Here is an 18,430-nt window from a genome sequence, read left to right as displayed (position 1 = left end):
CGCTATCTTCGGGATGAACCTGGGTGTGCTGTTTTTGCTAGAACGAACGAGATTTCCGCCGTGATTTCTTCGACCGGGATATCATTCGCATCCCCACCAGCGCGAGCGCGAGCACCCCGATGGCGGCGAAGAAGACACCGTTGTTGTCCCCGAACACGCCTTGCTCGGCGGTGCGGGTGAACCTGGTGCCCTCCGGCACGGTCGGGATCACGCCGTCGGTCGGGTTGGCTGACTGGTCGGCAGCCTGGTCACCTGTCGCGTCCGGTGCCCCGGCGTCGTTCGCGGGCGGCGGTGGCGCGAGTGGTTGTGGTGACTCCAGTCCGGCGAAGTCGACGCGACCGGTCTCCTCGAGCACCTTCATGTGGTCGAAGACGGTGATCATCGCTTGCGTGGAAAGGATGCGGATGAGCTCGTTCTTGGTGCCCGCCCGGATCTGCGCGGCATAGGCGTAGACCTTGCCGTGCGCCGCGCGGAGCCGGTTGGCGAAAACGGCGTCGAACTCGTCGCCGTTCGCCGCGTCCATCTCGGCGAGCCAGCCCTTCTGCTCGTCCGAGGCCTCCGTGGGCAACGTGTGGCCGAGCAGAACGCCCGCCCGGTTCACCACGTTGTCCAGGAGCGTGTGCCCCTCGATGAGGTGCTTGGAGGCCTCTTGGATCTTGGGCTGGTCGGCCCGCTTGGCCTTGCCCTTCTCGCCCGCGGGCTTCTCCCACAGCCCGGCCTGCTTGACGCGGTTCATGAAGTCCCGGTCAGCCGGCCCGAGCGGCCCCCACTGCGTCTGGACGACCTCGTCGCCCTTGCCGCCGCTGTCGGGCGGCGGGGTCGAGATGGGGGTGGACGGCGTCGTGCTGGGCTGGCCGACCGCGCTCCCGGTGTTGAGGAGCACCGCCAGCGCACAGCCGGCCAGCGCGACCATCAGTCGCGTCGGCTTCGCCAAGTCCGTGGAGAGTCGCACGACCGGGGATACGGCCAGCAATGCGATAGCGCCTCAGTTCGAGACGTGGCCGTTATCGAAACGTTATCGACGAGGCCGCAACCCCGGCCATGTCTGCGCCGAATGCCCCACATAGGGTCGTGAGCATGAGCAAGCGTTTTGTGGCGTTGGGGGACTCGTTCACCGAGGGTGTGGGCGATGACGACGCCAGTCGACCGAACGGAGTGCGGGGCTGGGCGGACCGCGTCGCCGACGTGCTGGGCGCGGCGGATCCCGAGTTCACCTACGCCAACCTGGCCGTGCGCGGCCGGCTGCTGCCGCAGGTGCTGGGCGAGCAGCTTGAGCGCGCTCTCTCGATGAAGCCGGACCTCGTCTCGCTCTACGCGGGCGGCAACGACCTCATGCGCCCGAAGGTGGACATCGACGCGTTGATGCGCCGCTACCGCGCGGCCGTCGCGCGGTTGGCCAACGCGGGCGCGCGCGTAATCCTGTTCACGGGCGTGGACGGCGGGGACGACCCGGTGTTCCGCAAGATGCGTGGTCGCGTGGCCATCTACAACGAGCACGTGCGCGCGATCGCCGCTGAACACGAGTGCGTCCTGGGCGACATGTGGAACATGCGGCAGCTGCGCGACCGTCGCATGTGGTCCGCGGACCGGCTGCACCTCAACTCGCTCGGGCACACCGAGGTCGCGATCTCCGTTCTGGAGGGCCTGGGGGTCGAGCACGCGCTGGAGCGGACCCTGCTCGGCGTGGCTCCGCTGGTCGACCGTCGCGCGCGGCGGGCCGAGGACTGGCAGTGGGCCCGCGAGCACGTCGTTCCGTGGGTGATGCGGCGGGTGCGCGGGGAGTCCTCCGGCGACGTGATCCGGCCGCGTCGTCCGGAACTGCTGCCGCCCTCGTAAGTAGAACGTGTTCCTTGGCGCGGTCGCTCCTAACGAGGCGACCGCGTTTTGGTGACGCCTTTCCGCACGATTCTTTGCAGATAGAACGCGTTCTAGAAGTTGCTTGGGTCTGGATGGATGCAGATCCCTAACGTCAGTGCGCATGCGTCGCAGGACCGCACTGATCGCACTCACGATCTGCGCGTTGCTCGCCGGATGCGGAAGCAGGCTCACCGACGAGCAACGGGCCGCACTCGTCGTGCCTCAAGGAGGCACGGCGGGCACTCAGGACGGCGCGGTGACCGGCGAGGACGGCGCCGTGTCCGAGGGCACCGCGGAGCAACCGGGCGCCGCGAACCCGCAGGAGCCGAACAAGCAGCCGAACCCGCCCGGCAGCATCGCGGGCGGCTGTCAGGGCACCGGCGGCGCCACGGACAAGGGCGTCACGGCCGGCGAGATCACGATCGCCAACATCTCCGACATCAGCGGCCCGGTGCCCGGCATCTTCCAGTCGGCACAGCAGGCGACCAAGGCGTTCGTCGAGTACTTCAACGCCACCCAGGGCTCGGTGTGCGGCCGCAAGCTCAAGCTCGTCTCGTTCGACTCCCGCACCGACAGCGGCGGCGACCAGCAGGCCACCTCGCAGGCCTGCGAACAGGCCTTCGCGCTGGTCGGCTCGATGTCGGCGTTCGACCAGGGCGGCGGACCGGCGGCGGCCGGGTGCGGCATCCCGGATCTGCGCGCCTCGACCGTCACCGCGCAACGCCAGCGCACGCCCGTGAGCTTCGGTGTCGCGTCGAACGTCGTGAACCTCGTGTCGTCGGCGGGACCTGACCTGGTCAAGTCGAGCTTCCCCGGCGGCATCAACGCCGCGGCGTACCTCTACCTCAACGCCGACGCGAGCGCGCAGAACGCCAAGAGCATGCAGAAGGCGGCGGAGGCGCGCGGGATCAAGTTCGTCTACTCGCAGGCCATCGACATCACCGACGTCAACTACGCGCCGTACGTGGCGAAGCTGAAGGAGACCGGTACCAAGATCGTCTACTGGATCGGCTCCGCGCAGTACGCGGTGCGGTTGCAGCAGGCCATGCGACAACAGGGATACACCCCGGAAGCGTTCATCACGGATCCGACCGCGTACGACCCGCAGTACATCAAGCAGGGCGGCGCGGCGGTCGACGGCACCGTGGTCTACACGAACGGCGCGCTGTTCGAGGAGTCCAACGCCCAGGTGGCGCTGTACAAGCAGTGGCTCGGCCGGGTGGCTCCCGGTGCGGCGCCCTCGTACTTCGGGATGTTCGCCTGGTCGGCGGCGCGGTTGTTCGTCACCACCGCGGCGAAGGTCGGGCCCCAGCTGACCCGCAAGGCGATGATCGAGGCCGTTCGCGGGGTGCACGACTTCACGGCCGAGGGGATGGTCGCGCCGCAGGACGTCGGCGGCAAACGGACCTCGGCCTGCATGACGCTGGTGCGGCTGAAGGGCGGGGCGTGGTCGCGGCTGGCCCCGGCGTCCGGCTACTCGTGCGGGACGTTGATCGACACGGGGGTGGGCGGATGACCGGGACGCGCGCTCGCCTGGCCTCCGGCTTCGGCGTCGAGAGTGGACGGACATCGGGGCTGCCGGCTCACCCGGCCCTCGTCTTCGCCACCGGGAGCGGCGCATGACCGCTCTGCTCGCCTACACCATCTTCGGCCTGGTCACCGGCGGCGCGTACGCCGTCGTGGCCGGTGGTCTCGTGCTGACCTACAGCACCTCCAAGGTGTTCAACGTCGGCCACGGCGCGATCGGCATGGTCATGGCGTTCCTCTACTGGGAGCTCGCCGAGAACCGAGGACTGCCGCAGTGGCTCGCGCTACTGCTCGTGGTGGGGGTGTGCGCGCCGCTGTTCGGGCTGGTGATCGAGCGGTTCATCATGCGCAGGCTCGCGGGCGCGCCGGTCGGGATCACGCTGGTGGCCGGGGTCGGCGTGCTGGTCGGGCTCATCGGGGTGGCGCAGGTGATCTGGCCACCGCAGGCACGGCCGGTGCGGCCGTTCCTCGACCAGCTCGGCGTCCACATCGGACAGTCGTTCGTCAGCGGGCACGACCTGGTCACGCTGGCCTGCGCGGTGCTCGTCGCGGGCGGGTTGTACGTGCTGCTGAACCGGACGCGGACCGGGCTCGCGATGCGGGCCTGCGTGGACGCGCCGGAACTGGCCGCGCTCTACGGGACGCGGCCGCACCGGCTCTCGGCGCTGAGCTGGGCGATCGGGTCCGCGCTGGCCGCGTTGGGCGGGATTCTGCTGACGCCGGTCGTGCAGCTCGACTACGTGACGATGACGTTGCTCGTGATCACCGCGTACACCGCCGCACTGGTCGGGCGGTTGCGGAGTCTGCCGTGGACGTTCGCAGGCGCTTTGGGGCTTGGGCTGGTGCAGTCGTACGCGGTGGCGTACCTGCCGTCGTCACCGTTCTGGATCTCCTTCCGGGCGGCGATTCCGGCGTTGTTGCTGTTCGTCGTGCTGCTCGCGATGCCGCAGTCGCCGCTGCGCATCGGCGGCGTCCGAGGGACGCGCGGGGTGGCGGTGCCGAACGCGCTGACCACCGGCGTGGGCGCCGGGCTGTTCGCGGGTGCGGTCGTCGCGCTCGCGTTGCTGGTGGACTCGGTCGTGGCGGGGCAGCTCGCGCTGGCGCTGGTGTTCGGGATCGTGCTGCTGTCGATGGTGCTGCTCACCGGGTACGGCGGGGTGGTGTCGCTGGGGCAGTTCACGTTCGTCGGCGTGGGCGCGGTGACGGTGGCGCGGCTCGGGTCGGCTTCTCCGCTCTCGCTGCTCATCGGTGCGGTGGTCGCGGCGGCCGTCGGAGCGCTGATCGCGTTGACGGCGCTGCGGGTCAGCGGGTTGTACCTGGCGCTGGCGACGCTGGGATTCGCGCAGCTCATGGACAAGCTCGTGTTGCAGTCGCCGGTCGCGTTCGGGGTGCGGGGCAGTCTTCAGGTGCCCCGGATGGTCGAGTCCGCGACGGGGCAACTGCTGCTGGCGGCGGGTGTGTTCGTGCTGGTCGGGATCGGTGTGCTGGCCGTCCGGCGGGGACGGCTCGGGCGGCGGATGATCGCGGTCAAGGACAGTTCGGCGGCCTGCGCGACGCTCGGGTTGAACGTGCGCTGGATCCGGGTCTGGGTGTTCTCGCTGTCGGCGGCGATCGCGGGGCTGGCGGGCGGGCTGTTCGCGCAGCTGCGGGAAACCGTCGCGGCGAGCGACTTCCAGCTGTTCAACAACCTGCCGTTGCTGCTGTTCGCGGTGATCGCGGGCGTGACGTCGGTGTCCGGAGCGTTGCTCGGCGGAGTGCTGCTGATGCTGCTTCCCGTGCTGCAGAGCGGTTTTCCGGCGTTCGCCGGGGTCGCGGTCGTGCTGCTCGGCGTCGCGGCGGCCGGGCTCGCGCGGGATCCGAACGGGCTGGTCAGCTGGGGCTTCCGGGCCTGGTCCTGGCGGCGCGCATGAGCACGTTGAGGGTGGAGGGCGTGACGGTGCGCTTCGGCGAGGTGACTGCGGTCGACGACGTGTCGCTGGTCGTCGAGCCCGGGGTCACCGGCCTGATCGGGCCCAACGGCGCGGGCAAGACCACGTTGTTCGACGTGATCAGCGGCCTCCGGAAGCCCTCGTCGGGCCGGGTCACGCTGGACGACGCGGACATCACCTCGCTCGGCCCGCACCAGCGCTCCAGGCTCGGTGTCGCGCGGACGTTCCAGCGGCTGGAGGTCTTCGGGTCGCTGACGGTCTGGGAGAACGTCCTGGTGGCGCTGGAAAGCCGGCGCCGGCCCGCGAAGCTCGCGCAGGAGCTCCTGGAACGGGTCGGGATCGCGGAGTTCGCCGGCAACCAGGCCGACACCGTCCCGACCGGCGCGGCGCGACTGCTGGAACTGGCTCGCGCGCTGGCCACCGACCCGGTGTTGCTGCTGCTGGACGAGCCGTCGTCCGGCCTCGACCGCGCGGAGACCGACGCGTTCGGCTCGTTGTTGCAAGAACTGAGTGCCGAGGGCCGTTCGGTCGTGCTGGTGGAACACGACATGGACCTGGTGATGGGCTACTGCGACCACGTGCACGTGCTGAACCTGGGGCGGCTGCTGGTGTCCGGCACGCCGGACGTCGTTCGTGCGCACGAAGGTGTCCGGGAGGCGTATCTCGGATGATCGATCTGAAGGACGTCCACGCCGGCTACGGCCGGATCGAGGTGCTGCGCGGGGTGTCGCTCAACGTCCCGCGGGGGACCGTCACCGCGTTGCTGGGCCCGAACGGCGCCGGCAAGTCGACGCTGGTCAAAGTCCTCAGTGGACAGCTGCGGGCCACCTCCGGCCACGTGCACCTGGGCGGCGTGCACGTGAACGACGCCGCGCCCGACGAACTGGCGCGCGCGGGCCTGTGCACGATCCCGGAAGGCCGCGCGATCTTCCCGAACCTGACCGTCGCGGAGAACCTTCGTCTGATGCGCGGTGACGCCGACGTCGTCTACGCGCGGTTCCCGAAGCTTCGCGTACGGCACAAGCAGCTCGCGGGCTCGATGTCCGGTGGCGAGCAGCAGATGCTCGCGTTCTCCCGCGCGCTGATCACCGACCCGGCCGTGCTGGTGATCGACGAGCTCTCGATGGGCCTCGCGCCGGTGATCGTGGCCGAGCTGTACGAGGTCGTGGGGGAGCTGGCGCGGTCGGGCGTCACGATGCTGATCGTGGAGCAGTTCGCCGAGACCGCCTCCGCCGTCGCCGATCAGGTCGTCGTGATGACGCACGGCGAGATCTCCGCCGATTCCGACCTCGCCACCGTCTACTTCGGAGGGACGTCATGAGGTACGCGCTCGTCCTGCTGCTCCTCCTGCTGTCCCCGGCGCCTGCCCGGGCTTCGGACATCGGCGGCTTCACGCTGTCCGCCCACGCCGCGCCCGTCTCCGTGCTGCTGCACACCGACCTCATCCCGGTGCCGGCCGAACCGCAGGGCGAGGTGCACCTCTCCTACACCCAGACCGAACTGGGCGCGGGCCCGATCGGCCGGTCGGTGGCCAGCTCGCTGTGGCCGGGCGCGGCCGTGGGCACCGGCCTGCCACAACTGCTCGGCTTCGCCTACCCGATCCAGGCCAACGCGGCACACCCCGGCGGCCCGGCCGATCAGTCGCAACCGGGCATGCGCGCCGCGGCCGGTGCGGCCAAGGCCGAGTCCTACGCGGGTGCCAAGCAGGAGGTGCCGTTCCTGCTGACCGCCGACGGCCTGTCGTCGAGCAGTGTCAGTTCGGTCAGCGCGTCCGAGGCCAGGTCCACAGCCGTCACCTCCGCGCAGACGATCTCGCTGCTGGCAGGCCTGGTCGTCATCTCGGGGATCCGCTTCGAGTCAGTGGCTTCGAGCGACGGCAGCAAGGGCAGCGGCACCAGCACGTTCTCGGTGGCCGAGTTCACCGTGCTGGGCCAGAAGTTCCCGGTCAAGTCCCCGGACGCACCGCCGGACGGCCTCCTGAAAGCGTTGGAACCACTGGGAATCACGGTCGCCTGGCCGACGTCGTCCACCAAGCTGGAGGCGACGTCGGCGACGTCCTCCAGCCGCGGCCTGACCCTGACCGTCGACGTGCTGACGTTGCGCACCAAGCTGGGCCTCGGCGGCATCCTGGACGGCATCGTGGCCCCGTTGCTGCCCAAGGAACTCGTGCCGCTGCTCAACCCGCTGCGCAAGATGGTGGTGATCGTCGGCGACACCGAGGCCGTCGCGAACGCCTCCGTCTCCGCACCCCTGACCCCACCCGACGCACCGGCACCGGTCGTACCCCCGCCGCCGTTGGCCGACACACCGCCACCTGCTTTGGGCGCACCTCCGGTAGCGGGCGTGACCCCGCCGTCGAAGTCGGTCACCCCGGTCGCCTCGGCCCGCACCAGGCCCCGCTCACTGCTCGACTTCCCCGGCGTACCGGCGTTGCTGGTGCTCACCGGCCTCGGGGTCGCCGCGGCGGGAGCGTTCGGCATGAAGTCGTTCGGCACCTTCCTGCTGGGCGGCGCCCCCTGTCCCTCCGGACACCCGACCGGTGTCCCCGACCTGCGGGTGAACCCATGACCATCCAGGACCGGCGCCGCGCACGGATGCGCAGCGGACTCGGGCTCGTCGGCACGATGCTGATGACGGCGGGCATCGCGGCGATCCTCTTCGCCTGGTGGGGCGTCGCGCACACCGGGTACACGTTCGAGCAGATCCCGTACGTCGTGTCGGGCGGGATCCTCGGGGTGGGGTTGATCGGGGTCGGCGGGTTTCTGTACTTCGGGTCTTGGCTGACGAAGCTCGTCGAGGAGCAGCGGCAGACGACCTACGCGATTCTCCAGTTGCTGGAGGAGCGGGATCGGGAACGGGTGGAGCAGGTCTAGCCGTCTGTCGGGTGCGGCCAGAGGCGGTTTGATCAAAGGTCGGTGGTACTTGCGGACGCCGCCGGAGCCGTCCCGGTCTCGGTACCGGTTTCATCCACGTCAGGGACTTTCGTCAGTGGTCAACTGACAACCATGCCAAGTGGACCGATCGTGAGAGCGTTCCCGCGAACCGCTCTGACGAGGGCGAACGATGTCCGGTTCATCCCCTTGAACCGGTGGTTTAGACCAGTTAACGTGCCTGCCATCACGTACCCCCTGCACGTGAATGGAGCACCATGAAGAAGTTTCGCTGGCAGATCCTGACCATCGGCCTGGCGATAGCCACCGTGGTCGGAGGCGTTGTCGCCGCGCCCGCGAGCGGCGCGTCGGGCGTGACGGCGGCGTTCACCAAGACGTCGGACTGGGGCAGCGGCTACGAGGCCAAGTACACGATCTCCAACAGCGGCGGGTCCGCGCTCTCGTCGTGGACCGTCGAGTTCACGCTGCCGAGCGGGCAGTCGATCGCGTCGCTGTGGGACGGCAGCTATGCCGCCAACGGCCAGACCATCACCGTCCGCAACACCTGGAACGGCAACGTTCCGGTCGGTGGCAGCACCAGTTTCGGCTTCACCGTGAGGGGTTCCGGCGCGAACCCGTCCAACTGCACGGTCAACGGTGGTTCGTGCGACGGCACCGGCAACCCGCCGACGACGACCACGACGACCACCACCACGACGACGTCCAACCCGCCGTTGCCCGGCTCCGGCCGTGGCGCGCCCTACCTGTACCTGGGCTGGGGCGACCCGCAGAACGCGACGCAGGTCATGAGTCAGACCGGCGTCAAGTGGTTCACGCTCGCGTTCGTGCTGTCCAGCGGCGGCTGCAACCCGGCGTGGGACGGCCAGCGTCCGCTGACCGGTGGCGCCGACCAGCAGACGATCAACGCCATCCGCGCGGCCGGCGGTGACATCGTGCCGTCGTTCGGTGGCTGGAGCGGCAACAAGCTGGGCCCGAACTGCTCGACCCCCGAGGCGCTGGCCGGCGCGTACCAGCAGGTCATCAACGCCTACGGGCTCAAGGCGATCGACATCGACATCGAGAACTCCGACGAGTTCGAGAACACCGTCGTGCAGGACCGGATCATCACCGCCCTGAAGATCGTCAAGCAGAACAACCCCGGCATCCAGACGATCGTCACCTTCGGCACCTCGACCACCGGCCCGAACTTCTACGGCAACCGGCTGATCGACCAGGCCAAGGCGCTGAACGCGAACATCGACGTGTTCACGCTCATGCCGTTCGACTTCGGCAGCTCCAACATCCGCACCGACACCATCGGTGCGGCGACGGGGCTCAAGAACAAGCTCAAGTCGACCTTCGGCTGGAGCGACGCCGAGGCGTTCAAGCACGTCGGCATCTCGGGCATGAACGGCCTGTCGGACCAGCGCGAGCTGACCACGGTCGACGACTGGACCGCGATCCGCGACTGGTCGAAGTCCAACGGCCTCGGGCGACTGGCCTTCTGGTCGGTCAACCGCGACCGCGGTGGCTGCGACGGCCAGGTGTCCGCGAGCTGCTCGGGCATTCAGCAGTCCGACCTGGCGTTCACGAAGATCACCGCTGGTTTCTAGGCGGCTACGGGCCGTCAGCGCCATTTAATCGGTGGCGCTGGCGGCCTAGTCTTGTCCCATGCGACGACGACATTGATCTTCAACTGATCTGACCCGAACCGCGACGGCGTACGCGTGGTGTTCGCACCTCATCCCCATCTACGCCCTGTACGCGTTGCTCTTCGCCGACAGCGGGCTGTCCGACGCCCAGATCTCGGTGTTGCTCGCCATCTGGTCGCTGACCGCGGTGGTCTTCGAGGTGCCGTCCGGTGCTCTCGCCGACCGGTTCTCGCGGCGCGGTTCCCTGGTGGTCGCCGGCGCGCTCCAGGCCGCCGGGTACGCGACCTGGGTGCTGTTCCCGTCGTTCTGGGGTTTCGCGGCCGGTTTCGTGCTGTGGGGTCTCGGCGGAACGCTGACGTCAGGCGCGTTCGAAGCCCTGCTGTACGACGGGCTGGCGGCCGGCGGCGACGAGGACCAGTACGGACGGCTCAACGCCCGTGTCGACACCATCGAGCTGATCGCTCAGGTGCCGGTCGCGGTCGTCGCCACCGCGCTGTTCTCCTTCGGTGGCTACCAACTCGCCGGCTGGGTGTCCGTCGCGATGTGCCTCGCCTCGTCGGTGATCGCTTTGAGGTTCCCCGAACCTGAACGCGGCTCCGAGGACGACGACGAACCCGGCTACTTCGCGACGCTGAGAACCGGTCTGCGCGCGTCCATCCCGATCAAACGTGCCGTGCTGGCAGTGGCGCTGGTGTACGCGCTCGACGCGTTCGAGGAGTACTTCACGCTGCTGGCCCAGGACTGGGACGTGCCGACGGTGTGGGTGCCGCTGGCGACGATAGGCATACCGCTGATGGGTGCGGCCGGTGCCTCACTGGCCGGCCGGTTGCCGTTCAGGGGCTGGGTGCTGTTCGCCTCCGGTGCGCTGCTGATCGTGGCCGCGTGGCTGGCGGTTCCGCCGGCGATCGTCCTGTTGGGACTGTTCTACGGCCTGTACCGGTTCGTGCTGGTGCACGTGGAGACCGAGCTCCAGCACCGGATCGAGTCCGATGCCCGTGCGACGGTCACGTCCGTGGCCGCTATCGGCTCGGAGTTCGTGGCGTTCGCGGTCTACGGACTGTGGGTGCTGGGCTCGGCCATCGCCATCGGTGTGATGGTTTTGCTGGTGGCGCTGTTCATCAGGCGTCAGTGAGGGAGTGCGCGGCGAGGGCGTCGGTCATCGATGCCCTCGCGGTACTCCTCGATCGCGAGCGCCACGTCGAACGCCGTCCGCGTCTTCTCCAGCGCCGGCAGGTAGTGCACGCCGCGGGCCAGTGCGTCCAGATCCACGCTGAAGTACACGCCCATCAACGGGTTCACGAACAGCTCGCTGCCCTCGGTGCGGGTGGTGAACTGCACGTTCCCGAACTCGCCGCGCAACGAGGCCGCGATCTGCCCGTTCACGATGCTCGGTGACAACGGCGTCGCGTCCTGCGCCTGCTGCACCGCGGTCGTGTAGGCGCGGGCCTCGTGGCTGTCCGACGGGATCGACAACGCGCCGAGGTAGGCGCCCTGCTTGTCCAGCGCGGCGAGGTTCTCCAGCACGTGCGCGTGGCACACGCCGTGGTGCGCGTCGACACCGAACCCGAGGCTGGTCACGATCTTCACGACGCCGTCGATGCCCGTCACGGCGGCGAGGCTCGTCATGTCCTCGGTGGGCGTGCCGAGGTGCTGTTCGTCGCCGCGCAGCAGGATGTCCGTGCCGCCGTCGACGAGCACGACCGCGTCGATGGCGTGCTTCTTGATGATCGTGCGGTAGGCGCTGCGCAACGGCCGCACGCCCGTGCGCGGGAACGCGTAGACGGTGTCGTCGAGGAACCGCGCGAGCTCGCGTTCGGGGAAGTAGGCGTCCTCGCCGGAGGTTTCCGGTGTGACGGCGGCAATTCCGCGCTCCAGCCACGCGTCGAGGTCGAGACGTTCGAGGTCGCTGAAGCTGAGGCTGGCGTAGTGCACGCGCTTGCCCTGGCCGCGCAACGCGACGCCGAGCGGGATGCCGGCGAACACGTCGAAACCGCCGCCCGCCCCGGCGATCAGGACGTTCTGTGCGTCGTGGAGCCGGGCGAAGAGCGGCGGCGTGGCAAGGCTGAACACACCGCCGACCCTAGCTTTTCGACGTCGCCGGGGCTGCCGACTTCGACCAGCAGGCGGTCGGGTTCGCAGGCCAGAGCCTCGTCCAGTTCGGTCGCCAGCACGCCGACCCTGGGATGCGCGGCCTGGTCGCGGTACCGGGCGAGGTGCTCGGTCTGATCGGCGAACACGAACAACCCGTCGTCGTGCTCCGCCGCGAGATCGGCGATCTCCGGCGAGCGCGTGCAGGCGTGCCAGAGGTAGGGCCGGTCCGGCCACAACGCCTTCAACGCCAGGTAGTGCTCGATCGTCAGCGGCAGGCTGTACTCGATCTCCTTGCCGAACCAGCCGAACACCTTCGCCGTGTTGCCTCGCCCGAGCACCAGGTCGGTCCTGCCGGGAGCGAGGAGGGCGAGCGTCGCGTACTCGGCGGCGAGCCGGGCCGGGTCGTTCGTGGTGATCAGCGTGGTGGCGGTGGAGAGACGAAGCGTCGTCCGAGCCGCGACGTGCGCCAGCAGCGTGGCGGGGGAGGACGAGTTGTAGGGCGGGTTGTGGTGCTCGCCGACCGCGAAGACGTCGAAGCCCGCTTCGTCGGCCGCGACCGCCAGGGCGACGATCTCCGACGGCTGGAGGTCGCCCGCGGTGAAGACGCCGATCTGCACGCCGATCAGTGTCGCAGCCGGATCGTCCACAGACAGCCGGCCAGCGCGACCGCTCCCGCCGCGGCCAGCGCGGCGGAGGTGGAGACGTTGGCGACGAGACCGAGCAGGATCGGCCCGCCGCCCAGTCCGACGTCGAGGAACGCGCTGGCCGTCCCGGACGCGGCGCCGCGCTGATCCGGCCGCGCAGTGGCGAAGACGGCGGCGAAGAACGCGGGCGTGCTGAAGGCGACGCCGGCGCCGAGCACGACGCTGCCCGCGATCAGGTTGAACGGCATGAGGAACAGTCCCGCCGCGATGATCGCCATGGCGATCGCGCCGAGCCGCAACGGCGGCAGGCGGTCCGGGACCTTGGCGAAGACGACTCTGGCGATGACGACCGTGGCGCCGTAGAGGAAGAGCGGCAGGCTGACGTTGCCGAGGCCGATCTCCTGCGCCCGGATCGAGGCGAACGCGAGGAAGCCGCCGCTGGCCGCGATCGCCGTGCAGAGCGCGATGCTCGGCGCGATGGCCGGGCGGTGGATCAACGGGGCGTGAGGGCCGTCCGAAGGCGTGCCGGTCTCGCCGACGAACGCCGCGGCGACGCTGCCGGCCACGCAGAGCGCGGCCGCGGCGACCCAGGCCGTGGGGAACGACCGGTGCGTGAGGACCTCGCCCAGCGGAGGGCCCGCGGCGAGACCGAGGTAGAGGCCGAGCGAGTTGAGACTGAGGGCTTCGCCGAGACGGTCCGGCGGGGAGATGTCGACCAGGGCCGCGAACCCGGCCACGAAGAACGCGGCCTCGGCGACACCGAGCAGCAGCCGCAGGGCGAGGATCGTCGGCAGATCGGTGGCCAGGGCGGTGAGGGCGAGGCTGACGGCCGCGAGCAGGGCACCGCCCAGCAGCAACGGTCTTCGGCCGACGCGGTCGGTCAGGCGGCCGGCGATCGGGCGCAGCACCAGGGCCGAGACCGCGAACGTGCCGAACGCCAGCCCCGCCGCGGCCTTGGAGGCGTGCAACGGGCCGGTGACGTAGAGGGGCAGCGCGTAGACCGCGATGCCCATCGCGGTGAAGTAGCCCAGGTCAGCCGCCGTGAGAAGGGCGAAGCGCGGGGTCAGCAGACGCGCCATCGCCTCAGGGTGCGCTAGCCGCGGGCGTCCGACAAGAAGCCGGCGAACGAACGCAGACCCGGATGCAGGGAACGCAGGGCCTCGATGTCGACGTCCGGTTCGGCGTCGCTGGTGAACACCTTCCGCAACTCCGGATCGTCCACCTGGAACTGTTCGTATTCGAGACCCATCAGCCCGGCGATCTCCACGGGCGTCAGCAGATCCCCGGCCAGCGTCAGCGACGAGCCGATGAACCGGGCGGGATCGGCGAAGACCCGTGCGGCGATCGCGCCGATGTCGTCCACCGCGATCAGGTGGTAGCGGACCGACGGGTGCAGCAGGTGGGTCAGCTTCGGCAGGTCCGGCGCGTACAGGCCGTCCATGAACGTCGTCGGCCGCAGCACCGTCGTCGGCAGGCCGATGGCGGCGATGTGCCGCTCGACCTCCCACTTGCTGTCGAACGACGCGACGCCGGTCTCCTCGACGGCCTCCACCAGTGACGCGTACACGAGGTGTGCGACGCCGGCGGCCTGTGCGGCGTCGGCGACGTTGCGGCCCCACCGGGTCTCGACGGCGGGGGAGTAGCCCTGCGGTGATCGAGGGTCGTGCGGCGCGGGCTGCACGCTGAACACCGCGTCGGCACCGGTGAAGGCCCGCGCCAGCGACTCCGGGGAGTCCTGGTCGGCCACCGTGCCGCCGGGGACCGCCGGGTTGCGGGTCACCGCGCGGACGTCCCAGCCCGCCGCCACGAGGTGCCGTGCCACGGCGCCGCCCTGCTTGCCGGTCGCTCCCAGCACCACCGCGATCATTCTGCCCCCAGAAGGTTTTCTACAGGACTATCACGGATCTGGGGCGTGGTGACGCCACCTGGCCGATTCCATCGGGCCGGGCGTAACGCCAGGATCTTCCGAACAGATCAAACTGCACAAGCTGGACATCCGCGGAGGCCACCGTGCTAGTCGTACAGATCTTCCTGCCGCTGGCACTGGGCCTGGTGATGTTCGGACTCGGGCTCACCCTCACGGTCGCCGACTTCGCCAGGGTCGCGAAGTACCCCAAGGCCGCGGTCATCGCGCTCACCTGCCAGGTGATCATCCTGCCCGCGATCTGCCTCGGGCTGGTGCTCGCGTTCGGACTGAAGGGCGTGCTCGCGGTCGGCATGATGCTGCTCGTCGCGTCGCCGGGCGGCACGTCGGCGAACCTCTTCAGCCACCTCGCGGGCGGGGACGTGGCGCTCAACATCACGCTCACCGCGATCAACTCGGTGCTGGCGGTGTTCACGCTGCCGTTGGTCGTCGGCCTGAGCATGGCGCACTTCATGGCGGACAGCGCCGAGGTCGGGTTGCAGCCGGCGAAGTTCGTGCAGGTGTTCGCGATCGTGCTGGTGCCGGTGGCGATCGGCATGCTGGTGCGCCGCAAGTTCGAGGCCTGGGCTTTGAAGATGAACGACCCGGTGCGCATCGCGTCGGTCGTGGTGCTGGTGCTCGTCATCATCGCGGCGATCGCGCAGGCCTACCAGCAGCTGATCGACAACATCGGGACGCTCGGCCCGGTGGCGTTGCTGCTGAGCATCTTCAGCCTGCTGATCGGCTACTACGTGCCCAAGGCGTTCAAGGTCGAGCGCAAGCAGGCGATCGCGTCGGCGATGGAGATCGGCATCCACAACGCCACGATCGCGATCACGCTGGCGCTGACGGTGCTCAACGACGAGACGATGGCGATTCCGCCCGCCGTGTACGGGGTGCTGATGTACCTGCCGGCGGCGGTGGCTGCACGGTTGTTGTCCCGCAACAAGGCTGTTGTCTAAAGCGCTTGCGGCGAGGGTTAGGTTGATCGTGACATGCGTTCAACCTCAACCCTTGTGATGGCGGCCGTACTCGTTGCCGCAACTGCCGTTCCCGCCCACGCCGCGGGAATCGTCCGCTCTGACACCGGATTCGTGTCAGGAACCATCATCGACGCCCAGCGCTCGTTCCAGGGCATCCCGTTCGCCGCACCGCCGGCCGGGGAGAACCGCTGGCGCGATCCGCAGCCCGCGAAGCCCTGGCAGGGCGTCCTCAAGGCGGACAAGCCCGGTCCTCGTTGCGAGACCGACGAAGACTGTCTGTATCTCAACGTCACCACGCCGCTGAAAGCCACGAACCGGCCGGTCCTGGTCTGGATCCACGGCGGCGGCTTCACCAGCGGTGCCGGCTCCGACTACGGCGTGGACCAGTTGGTGCGCAACGGTTCCGTCGTCGTCACCACCAACTACCGGCTCGGCGCGTTCGGGTACTTCGGCTTCCCCGGACTCGACGGCTCCGGTGCGTTCGGTCTGCGGGATCAGCAGGCCGCGCTCGGCTGGGTCCAGCGCAACATCAGGCAGTTCGGCGGCAACCCGCACAACGTCACGCTCTTCGGTGCGTCGGCGGGCGGCTTGTCGACGTGTGCGCAGCTGACCTCGCCCAAGGCGAAAGGCCTGTTCCACCGGGCGATCATCCAGAGTGGACCGTGCCAGTTCGGAACGCCGGCGGGGGAGAACCAGATCCAGCACGCCTGGGCCAAGCGCGAAGACGTCGAACGGGCCGGCGCCCAGGCAACGGGCTGTGCCGACGTCGCGTGCCTGCGCCGGCTCACGGTCGAGCAGGTCACCGCGCTGACACCGCGGTTCTCGTCTCCCGCGTACGACACGGAAGCGTTGCCGGAGAACCCGATCACGGCGCTCCGCGAAGGCCGCTTCCACCGGATTCCGGTACTCGCGGGCACCGCGCGCGACGAGTTCTCGGTGTTCGCCGCGATGTTCTACCCACCGCTCGACGCCGCCGCGTACCAGCAGGCGTTGACCGAGGGTTTCGGCGCGGCCAAGGCGCAGCGGATCCTGGCCGCCTACCCACCGCGCGGTGGCGACGAACGAGTGCCGCTCTCCGCGGCGCTCTCGGACATGACCTCGGCCTGCCCCACCGCCGAGCTGCGCGCGCAGACGCACGCGTTCGGCTACGAGTTCGCCGAACCCGACCCGCCGATGATCTTCCCGGGCATGCCGGACTTCCCGTACGGCGCCTACCACGGCTCGGAGCTGCCGTTCCTGATGCGGTACGCCGGCGTCGAGCTCGCCGGGAAGCAGCAGAAGCTCTCCGAGGAGATGGTGCGGGCGTGGACCCGGTTCGCGCGGACCGGACATCCCGGCTGGTCACGCCAGGACGTCCGGCTCTTCGCGACCGAGCAGGTCGCACCGGCGGATCACCGGTGCGACCTCTGGGCTAGCTAGCGGAACCCTGTGGCGCGCGTCCGTGCGACTTGCCGGGCGCGCGCACGCCGTTCACCGTCGAGGTGTCGAACGCGAACGTGATCACCGCGGTGGCGATCGCGTCGGCGTTGACGTCCAGGGCGGTCAGGTTCAGGTTCGACCGGTCGTCGCACGGCTGGTGGTAGCACGGGTCGAACGCGATGCCCGCGGTGCCTCCGTACCGTGCCGCCTGCTCGGCCGTCTTCACGTCCTCGGCTCCGGTGAACAGGCCGCCGGCCGGGATGTTGACCGCGATGAACGGCCCGTAGTCCGACCGTCCGGAGAAGTCCGTGTCCTCCGAGGGCAGCCCGCGGTCGGCGTAGAACTTCTCGAAGACGTCCTCGATCTGCGCCGACCCCGGCGGGATCGGCACGGGCGCGGTGCCGCTGGAGTCGTCACCGTCGTAGATGCCGTAGAAGTGGTTCGGCGAGCCGACCATGTCGAAGTTCAGGTACAGCGCGATCTTGTCCTGTTCGGCCTGCGGCAGCGTGGCGACGTAGTGCTCGGACCCGAGCAGGCCCTCCTCCTCGGCACCCCACCAGGCGAAGCGGACCTTCGCGTTGGGCTTGACCTTGTTCATGTGGATCGCCGTCTCCAGCAACGCCGCCGAGCCGCTGCCGTTGTCGTTGATGCCGGGCCCGTCCTGCACGCTGTCGAGGTGCGCGCCGGCCATGACGACGTTGTTCGCGTTGCCGTCCTGGGTCTCGGCGAAGACGTTCCACGCCTGCCGGGTCTCCTCGGTGAAGTCGACCTTCACCCGGACCGTGGCGCCGGGCGTGAGCACGATGAGCTCCTCGGCGGCGGCGTAGGTCGCGAACACCACGGGGATCGCGAGACCCGGCGTGTCCCCGATCGGCGTGACCAGGCCGGTGCGGCCGGGCTGGCCCTCGTTGAACAGGATCGCCGCCGACGCTCCCGCGGCCTGGGCGTTCAGCGCCTTCACGTTGAACCCGCACGAGCCGCGTTGCAGCATCGCGACGCGGCCGGGAACGAACCCGGCGAAGTCGGCGGCCTCGCAGCCGCTGCTGTTGCCGTTCGGCGCCGGAGTCGGCGGAACGACCACGTCGACGGGCTGGATGACGCCCGTGACGTCACCCTCCGCCGTCGGGACGAACCCGTTGCGGTTGAAGTCGGTGTCCCGCTGGAAGACCCGCGGCACCGGCGAGACGCGGTCGAGCCGGGAGTTGTCCTCCACGTACGGGAAGTCGAACGACTGCACGCTCGGCGAGTAGCCGGCCGCGTTCAGTTGTGAGACCACGTAGTTCACCGACGCCTGGTATCCAGGACGTCCGGCCGCGCGGTCGCCGTGGGTGTCCGCGATGGACTGGAACGCGTCGAGATGTCGCAGGACACCGTTCAGCGTCACGGCTTTGGTGAGCTTCGCAGGAGAGTTGTTGTTGGGATCAGCGAGTGCCTGTCCGGTCACTGCCAGTGGTAGAACCAGTGTCAGGACCGACAACAGCGCCAAGCGCCGAGGACGTTGGACCATCGGTGTACCTCCATGCGTACATCGCCGCCGAATGCGTCCCCCGACGATC

At 69.3% G+C, this 18,430-nt stretch carries 17 protein-coding genes; 11 read left to right on the top strand and 6 right to left on the bottom strand.

What is annotated here, in order from left to right; genetic code table 11:
- Nucleotides 1-37: 37 nt before the first annotated feature.
- On the bottom strand, nucleotides 38-934 hold the full coding sequence (locus BM417_RS36475; protein WP_143138957.1) for a DUF4142 domain-containing protein: 897 nt from the start codon (nucleotides 932-934) through the stop codon (nucleotides 38-40).
- A gap of 143 nt (nucleotides 935-1,077) precedes the next feature.
- Between BM417_RS36475 and BM417_RS36470 the strand changes: the two genes are divergently transcribed.
- From BM417_RS36470 to BM417_RS36430, 9 genes are all read left to right on the top strand, one after another.
- Nucleotides 1,078-1,836: an SGNH/GDSL hydrolase family protein gene (locus BM417_RS36470; protein ID WP_093603987.1), complete on the top strand. Its 759-nt coding sequence runs from the start codon at nucleotides 1,078-1,080 to the stop codon at nucleotides 1,834-1,836.
- A 142-nt stretch (nucleotides 1,837-1,978) separates the two neighbouring features.
- Nucleotides 1,979-3,373: an ABC transporter substrate-binding protein gene (locus tag BM417_RS36465; protein WP_093603985.1), complete on the top strand. Its 1,395-nt coding sequence runs from the start codon at nucleotides 1,979-1,981 to the stop codon at nucleotides 3,371-3,373.
- A 103-nt stretch (nucleotides 3,374-3,476) separates the two neighbouring features.
- Nucleotides 3,477-5,294: an ABC transporter permease gene (locus tag BM417_RS36460; protein ID WP_093603983.1), complete on the top strand. Its 1,818-nt coding sequence runs from the start codon at nucleotides 3,477-3,479 to the stop codon at nucleotides 5,292-5,294.
- Nucleotides 5,291-5,983 carry an ABC transporter ATP-binding protein gene (locus BM417_RS36455; protein ID WP_093603981.1) on the top strand — a complete coding sequence of 231 codons (693 nt, stop codon included), beginning with the start codon at nucleotides 5,291-5,293 and terminating at the stop codon, nucleotides 5,981-5,983. The genes BM417_RS36460 and BM417_RS36455 overlap by 4 nt, the downstream gene beginning before the upstream one ends.
- The gene (locus tag BM417_RS36450) at nucleotides 5,980-6,633 is read left to right on the top strand and encodes an ABC transporter ATP-binding protein (RefSeq protein WP_093603979.1); all 654 of its coding nucleotides are present in this window, start codon (nucleotides 5,980-5,982) and stop codon (nucleotides 6,631-6,633) included. The genes BM417_RS36455 and BM417_RS36450 overlap by 4 nt, the downstream gene beginning before the upstream one ends.
- Entirely contained in the window at nucleotides 6,630-7,880 is a 1,251-nt protein-coding gene (locus BM417_RS48795; RefSeq protein WP_093603977.1) for a choice-of-anchor P family protein, read from the top strand. The genes BM417_RS36450 and BM417_RS48795 overlap by 4 nt, the downstream gene beginning before the upstream one ends.
- Entirely contained in the window at nucleotides 7,877-8,185 is a 309-nt protein-coding gene (locus BM417_RS36440; RefSeq protein WP_093603975.1) for a hypothetical protein, read from the top strand. Before BM417_RS48795 ends, BM417_RS36440 begins: the two co-directional genes overlap by 4 nt.
- A gap of 275 nt (nucleotides 8,186-8,460) precedes the next feature.
- Complete coding sequence (locus tag BM417_RS36435) at nucleotides 8,461-9,795, top strand: cellulose binding domain-containing protein (RefSeq protein WP_093603973.1); 1,335 nt, start codon at nucleotides 8,461-8,463, stop codon at nucleotides 9,793-9,795.
- A gap of 88 nt (nucleotides 9,796-9,883) precedes the next feature.
- The gene (locus BM417_RS36430; protein ID WP_407656196.1) at nucleotides 9,884-10,966 is read left to right on the top strand and encodes an MFS transporter; all 1,083 of its coding nucleotides are present in this window, start codon (nucleotides 9,884-9,886) and stop codon (nucleotides 10,964-10,966) included.
- On the opposite strand, the gene BM417_RS36425 is transcribed toward BM417_RS36430, so the two are convergent.
- From BM417_RS36425 to BM417_RS36410, 4 genes are read right to left on the bottom strand one after another with little or no spacing between them, the layout of a single operon-like run.
- Nucleotides 10,960-11,904, bottom strand: a complete 945-nt coding sequence (locus BM417_RS36425; protein ID WP_093603969.1) for a DUF1152 domain-containing protein — start codon at nucleotides 11,902-11,904, stop codon at nucleotides 10,960-10,962. The two genes, BM417_RS36430 and BM417_RS36425, sit on opposite strands and share 7 nt — an antisense overlap.
- Entirely contained in the window at nucleotides 11,844-12,542 is a 699-nt protein-coding gene (locus BM417_RS36420) for an LLM class flavin-dependent oxidoreductase (RefSeq protein WP_245822447.1), read from the bottom strand. Before BM417_RS36420 ends, BM417_RS36425 begins: the two co-directional genes overlap by 61 nt.
- 5 nt (nucleotides 12,543-12,547) lie before the next feature.
- A complete protein-coding gene (locus tag BM417_RS36415; RefSeq protein WP_093603965.1) occupies nucleotides 12,548-13,648 on the bottom strand; it encodes an MFS transporter in 1,101 nt (366 codons plus the stop codon).
- A 14-nt stretch (nucleotides 13,649-13,662) separates the two neighbouring features.
- A complete protein-coding gene (locus BM417_RS36410) occupies nucleotides 13,663-14,436 on the bottom strand; it encodes an NmrA family NAD(P)-binding protein (RefSeq protein ID WP_093603963.1) in 774 nt (257 codons plus the stop codon).
- 143 nt (nucleotides 14,437-14,579) lie between these two features.
- On the opposite strand from BM417_RS36410, the gene BM417_RS36405 reads away from it, so the two are divergent.
- Both BM417_RS36405 and BM417_RS36400 read left to right on the top strand, forming a co-directional pair.
- Nucleotides 14,580-15,434, top strand: coding sequence for a bile acid:sodium symporter family protein (locus BM417_RS36405; protein WP_245822445.1), 855 nt, complete (start codon nucleotides 14,580-14,582; stop codon nucleotides 15,432-15,434).
- A gap of 33 nt (nucleotides 15,435-15,467) precedes the next feature.
- Nucleotides 15,468-16,874: a carboxylesterase/lipase family protein gene (locus tag BM417_RS36400; protein ID WP_093603961.1), complete on the top strand. Its 1,407-nt coding sequence runs from the start codon at nucleotides 15,468-15,470 to the stop codon at nucleotides 16,872-16,874.
- On the opposite strand, the gene BM417_RS36395 is transcribed toward BM417_RS36400, so the two are convergent.
- Nucleotides 16,867-18,318: a M28 family metallopeptidase gene (locus BM417_RS36395; protein WP_177320796.1), complete on the bottom strand. Its 1,452-nt coding sequence runs from the start codon at nucleotides 18,316-18,318 to the stop codon at nucleotides 16,867-16,869. The two genes, BM417_RS36400 and BM417_RS36395, sit on opposite strands and share 8 nt — an antisense overlap.
- Between the last annotated feature and the right edge of the window lie 112 nt (nucleotides 18,319-18,430).

The sequence above is a fragment of the Lentzea waywayandensis genome (genome assembly GCF_900115955.1).
GTDB lineage: Bacteria > Actinomycetota > Actinomycetes > Mycobacteriales > Pseudonocardiaceae > Lentzea > Lentzea waywayandensis.
The sequence above is the reverse complement of the archived record's forward strand: the minus strand, read 5'-3'. Positions and strand labels throughout refer to the sequence as shown.

Coding starts and splice junctions, on each gene's coding strand:
- BM417_RS36470 (WP_093603987.1), top strand. CDS start 1,078: ATGAGCAAGCGTTTTGTGGCGTTGGGGGACTCGTTCACCGAGGGTGTG.
- BM417_RS36465 (WP_093603985.1), top strand. CDS start 1,979: ATGCGTCGCAGGACCGCACTGATCGCACTCACGATCTGCGCGTTGCTC.
- BM417_RS36460 (WP_093603983.1), top strand. CDS start 3,477: ATGACCGCTCTGCTCGCCTACACCATCTTCGGCCTGGTCACCGGCGGC.
- BM417_RS36455 (WP_093603981.1), top strand. CDS start 5,291: ATGAGCACGTTGAGGGTGGAGGGCGTGACGGTGCGCTTCGGCGAGGTG.
- BM417_RS36450 (WP_093603979.1), top strand. CDS start 5,980: ATGATCGATCTGAAGGACGTCCACGCCGGCTACGGCCGGATCGAGGTG.
- BM417_RS48795 (WP_093603977.1), top strand. CDS start 6,630: ATGAGGTACGCGCTCGTCCTGCTGCTCCTCCTGCTGTCCCCGGCGCCT.
- BM417_RS36440 (WP_093603975.1), top strand. CDS start 7,877: ATGACCATCCAGGACCGGCGCCGCGCACGGATGCGCAGCGGACTCGGG.
- BM417_RS36435 (WP_093603973.1), top strand. CDS start 8,461: ATGAAGAAGTTTCGCTGGCAGATCCTGACCATCGGCCTGGCGATAGCC.
- BM417_RS36415 (WP_093603965.1), bottom strand. CDS start 13,648: ATGGCGCGTCTGCTGACCCCGCGCTTCGCCCTTCTCACGGCGGCTGAC.
- BM417_RS36410 (WP_093603963.1), bottom strand. CDS start 14,436: ATGATCGCGGTGGTGCTGGGAGCGACCGGCAAGCAGGGCGGCGCCGTG.
- BM417_RS36400 (WP_093603961.1), top strand. CDS start 15,468: ATGCGTTCAACCTCAACCCTTGTGATGGCGGCCGTACTCGTTGCCGCA.